Here is a 4,019-nt window from a genome sequence, read left to right on the forward strand (position 1 = left end):
GGAGACCTTCGCCGACGCGGTGACCGGCGCATCCATCCATCGCGACGAGCGCAAGGGCGAGGGGCCGAGCGATCACGTGCCGGTGGTCGTCGACCTCGACCTCGACGGCGCGGACGACGACGATCGCCCGATGATCTTCTGACACGGTCCCGGGGGTTGTGGCACAGCGGATGGCTCGGGATGCTGGTCGCATGAAGCCGCTCGCGCGTGTCCTGCTCGCCGTTCTCACCGTTGCGCTCGTCGGCGTCGTCGCCGTGCTGGCCGCCTTCGTCGTCGGCGTGCGCACGAAGAACCCGTCCGTGCTGCGGGCGGCCCGCGTGATCCAGCGCGACGTGATGAACCGCGGCGCGATGCGCACCGCCGGCACGACGGAGTCGCCGTGGACGATCATCCGTCACCGCGGCCGCTCCTCGGGGACGGTCTACGAGACCCCCATCGGCACGCACCGGGAGGGCGACCTCTTCTACGTCACCATCCCCTACGGGCCGGGCACGCAGTGGCTTCGGAACGTGCTCGCCGCGGGAGGTGCGACGCTGATCACGGGCGGCGAGGAGATCGAGGTCGTCGATCCGCGGGTGGTGCCGATCGAGACCACGCCGATGGCGCAGAAGGATCGGGCGGCGATCGCGATCTTCGGGGTCACCGACGCTCTCGTGCTGCGCGTCGCCTCATCCGGCGACGCGTGACCGGGCTCACTCCGCCGACGTCGTCGGCGTCGGCGTCGGCGCGGGGTCCGGCGTCTCCTCCGGCTCGGGCGTGCAGTCCAGCGGAGCGGAGTTGCCGCTCTCGGTGAAGTCCTCGCACGTGAGGAAAGCCTTGTGGTTCAGGCCCAGCAGGAACGACGCCACCGCCACCCCGACCACGACCAGCGCGATCAGCCACTTCGTGCTCACGCGCGTCTCGTCGCCGAACTCCGGCCACACGATCCGCACGAGCAGCCACAGGGTGAACGGCAGTCCGATCAGCACCGCGAGGATCGCACCGAGATCGATGAGGAAGACGAAGAGGTCCTCCTCCTCGTCGTTGATGAAGAACATCAGCGCCAGCCACACGCTCGGAAGCAGCAGCAGGAACGCGCGCAGCAGCCGCGCGCCGACGGGGCGACGCTCGACGAGCACGAAGACGAACGCCGCCGTGGCCGCCGCCCAGACGGCCAGCAGCTGGTCGAAGAACAGGTCTCCCCACGCGCCGAGGGTGAAGGCGGGCCACCACGCGACGACCGCCATGCCGACCATGGCGACGCCGACGCGGCCGTCCTGACGGCGTGACGTCGACGCTTCGCGATGCTCGCGGCGGCGACGCGTTCGGTCGTTCATCCGGCTTCCCTCCCCCGCACAGTCAACCAGCACATCCCACCCCGCCGCGGGATCTCCGCCCTCCGAGGGATGTCCGCCGCCGACGCCGCCCGTACGGTGGAGGAATGTCCGCCCTCGACAGCGCGCGCGGTGTGCGCGCGACCACCCGCGCATCACTGCGGTCAGATGTCTGGCTCGCCGCGGGACTGTTCATCGCCGCCGTGCTCAGCATCGCGCTGAACTCCGTCGCCGGGATCTTCGGCGGCGATGCCCCCGGCCCCGAGTGGGGCCTCGTCTACGCGCTCGCCCTCACCGCCCCGCTCGCGGTGCGGCGGCGCTATCCCGCCACGGTCGCGATCGCCGTCGCCCTGACGTACTTCGTGGGCATGACCGCGCGCATCCCCGAGGTCTACGTCGGCAACATCGCCATCTTCGTGAGCTTCTATACCGTCGGCGCGTGGCTGGTCGATCGCCGGCGAGCCACGATCGTGCGCACGGGCATCATCGTCGGCATGTTCGTGTGGCTGATCGTCACGACCTTCCGCGCTGCGATCGACCCCTCCGACGAGGCGCTGTCGCAGGCCGGACTGTTCTCGCCCTTCGCGGCCTTCATGATCCTGCAGTTCCTCATCAACGCCGCCTTCTTCGGCGGCGCCTACTACATGGGCGAGCGCGCCTTCACCGCCGCCGAGCAGCGCACCGCCCTCGAGCAGCGCACACGTGAGCTCGAGCGCGAACGCGAGGTGACGGCGGCGCAGGCGGTCGCCCTCGACCGGGTGCGCATCGCCCGCGAACTCCACGACGTCGTCGCCCACCACGTCTCGGCGATGGGGGTGCAGGCCGGTGCCGCACGCGCGGTGCTCGATCAGGACCCCGCCGCCGCCCGCGCCGCCCTCGCGGGCGTGGAGGATTCTGCCCGCGGCGCCCTGTCGGAGCTGCGGCATCTGCTGGAGACGCTCCGCACCGACGACGCCGAGCCGGTCGACGGCTCCACCCTCACCCTCGCCGGCCTCGACGACCTCGTCTCCCACGCCCGCGACCATGGACTGCCCACGACGCTCACGACGGTCGGGGAACCGCATCCGCTGACCGCCGTCGCCGAGGTGAGCCTGTACCGCATCACCCAGGAGGCGCTCACGAACGCGCGCCGCCATGGCGGCCCCGGCGCCACCGCCGAGGTGCGGCTGCGCTACACCGGCGACGGAGTCGAGCTCGAGATCACCAACACCGGACGAACCGCGCTGTCGCCGCGCTCCGGGCTCGGCATCGTGGGGATGCGCGAGCGCGCGGCCGCGATCGGCGGCACTCTCACCGCCGCGCCCCGCGAGCGCGGCGGGTTCCTCGTGCGCGCACACGTGCCCGTCACGGCGGAGGTCCCCGCGTGATCCGGGTGCTGCTGGTCGACGACCACGCCGTCATGCGAGCGGGGTTCCGCATGATCCTCGAGGCGACGGGAGAGATCGACGTGGTCGGCGAGGCCGGCACCGGCGCCGAGGCGATCGCCGCCGCATCCGCCCTGCAGCCCGACGTCATCTGCATGGACGTGCAGATGCCCGACATGGACGGCATCGACGCCACCCGACGGATCGTCGCGGCCGCCGCCGACGGGCCGGCGATCGTGATCGTGACCACGTTCGACCGCGACGACTACCTCTTCCGCGCGCTGTCCGCCGGGGCGAGCGGTTTCGTGCTCAAGAACGCCGGCCCCGAGGAGCTCGTGCACGCCGTGCGCGTGCTCGCCTCGGGCGACGCGCTGCTGGCGCCCGAGGTGACCCGTCGCGTGATCGCGCGCTTCGCGGGCACGGATGCGGCCACCGACGCCGCGCCGGCAGCAGCGTCCGCGGCGGCGTCGGCGTCCGCGGCATCCACTCCCTCCGGTGCGGGCGGTGCGGGCGGTGCGGGCGGCGTCGCGGGAACGCCGGCTGCCGTGCCGGCGCCGGAGCTGACCGAGCGCGAGGCCGAGGTGCTGCGGCTGGTCGCGCAGGCGCTGAGCAACGCCGAGATCGCCCAGCGGCTCTACATCGGCGAGGCGACGGTGAAGACGCACGTCTCGAACGTGCTGCAGAAGCTCGGGGCCCGCGACCGCGTCGCGGCCGTCGTCTACGCCCACCGGCACGGCCTGGCCTGATCCTCCACCCCGGGAGGGAGGCCACGAACCCGCCCGAGGGGGGATGTCCGCATCGGCCCGGGTTTGTAGCGTCGGTGTCGGTGGAAGATCTCCGCCGGAAGGAGCGCGACATGCTGCGACTGCAGGGCCTCACCAAGAGCTACGGCGAGCGCCGGGTGCTCGACGACGTCACGTTCGACGTCGCCCCCGGACGTCTGACCGGATTCGTCGGCGGCAACGGCGCCGGCAAGACCACCACGATGCGCATCGTGCTCGGTGTGCTCGGCGGCGACGCCGGCACCGTGACGCTCGACGGCGCGACGGTCACCTCCGCCGACCGACGGCGCTTCGGCTACATGCCCGAGGAGCGCGGCCTGTACCCGAAGATGAAGGTGCTCGAGCACATCGTCTACCTCGCCCGCCTGCACGGCTTCGGCAAGGCCGACGCCGAGTCGCGCGCGCGTGCACTGCTGGAAGACCTCGGTCTCGGCGAGCGTCTCGGCGACAACATCGAGACCCTGTCGCTCGGCAACCAGCAGCGCGCACAGATCGCGGCGGCCCTCGTGCACGACCCCGACGTGCTCATCCTCGATGAGCCCTTCTCGGGTCTCGACCCG

General features: G+C 72.0%; 5 protein-coding genes and 1 pseudogene. 5 read left to right on the top strand and 1 reads right to left on the bottom strand.

Going from position 1 to position 4,019, the window contains the following annotated elements; genetic code table 11:
• Both B4E30_RS13215 and B4E30_RS13220 read left to right on the top strand, forming a co-directional pair.
• A pseudogene (locus B4E30_RS13215) lies at window positions 1-142 on the top strand (exodeoxyribonuclease III); the annotation flags it as partial.
• Between the two features lie 49 nt (window positions 143-191).
• A complete protein-coding gene (locus B4E30_RS13220) occupies window positions 192-686 on the top strand; it encodes a hypothetical protein (protein ID WP_286795548.1) in 495 nt (164 codons plus the stop codon).
• A gap of 6 nt (window positions 687-692) precedes the next feature.
• Here B4E30_RS13220 and B4E30_RS13225 read toward each other — a convergent pair whose 3' ends face one another.
• Complete coding sequence (locus B4E30_RS13225; protein ID WP_286795549.1) at window positions 693-1,316, bottom strand: hypothetical protein; 624 nt, start codon at window positions 1,314-1,316, stop codon at window positions 693-695.
• A 104-nt stretch (window positions 1,317-1,420) separates the two neighbouring features.
• On the opposite strand from B4E30_RS13225, the gene B4E30_RS13230 reads away from it, so the two are divergent.
• From B4E30_RS13230 to B4E30_RS13240, 3 genes are all read left to right on the top strand, one after another.
• Window positions 1,421-2,680 (top strand): sensor histidine kinase, encoded by a 1,260-nt coding sequence (locus tag B4E30_RS13230; RefSeq protein ID WP_286795550.1) that lies wholly within the window; start codon window positions 1,421-1,423, stop codon window positions 2,678-2,680.
• Window positions 2,677-3,423 (top strand): response regulator, encoded by a 747-nt coding sequence (locus tag B4E30_RS13235; protein WP_286795551.1) that lies wholly within the window; start codon window positions 2,677-2,679, stop codon window positions 3,421-3,423. The genes B4E30_RS13230 and B4E30_RS13235 overlap by 4 nt, the downstream gene beginning before the upstream one ends.
• Before the next feature lie 110 nt (window positions 3,424-3,533).
• Window positions 3,534-4,019, top strand: a 486-nt coding sequence (locus tag B4E30_RS13240) for an ABC transporter ATP-binding protein (protein WP_286795552.1), incomplete at its 3' end; no start/stop codon positions are given.

Source organism: Microbacterium sp. UBA3394, from assembly GCF_002358725.1.
Lineage (GTDB): Bacteria > Actinomycetota > Actinomycetes > Actinomycetales > Microbacteriaceae > Microbacterium > Microbacterium luteum.

Coding starts and splice junctions, on each gene's coding strand:
- B4E30_RS13220 (WP_286795548.1), top strand. CDS start 192: ATGAAGCCGCTCGCGCGTGTCCTGCTCGCCGTTCTCACCGTTGCGCTC.
- B4E30_RS13225 (WP_286795549.1), bottom strand. CDS start 1,316: ATGAACGACCGAACGCGTCGCCGCCGCGAGCATCGCGAAGCGTCGACG.
- B4E30_RS13230 (WP_286795550.1), top strand. CDS start 1,421: ATGTCCGCCCTCGACAGCGCGCGCGGTGTGCGCGCGACCACCCGCGCA.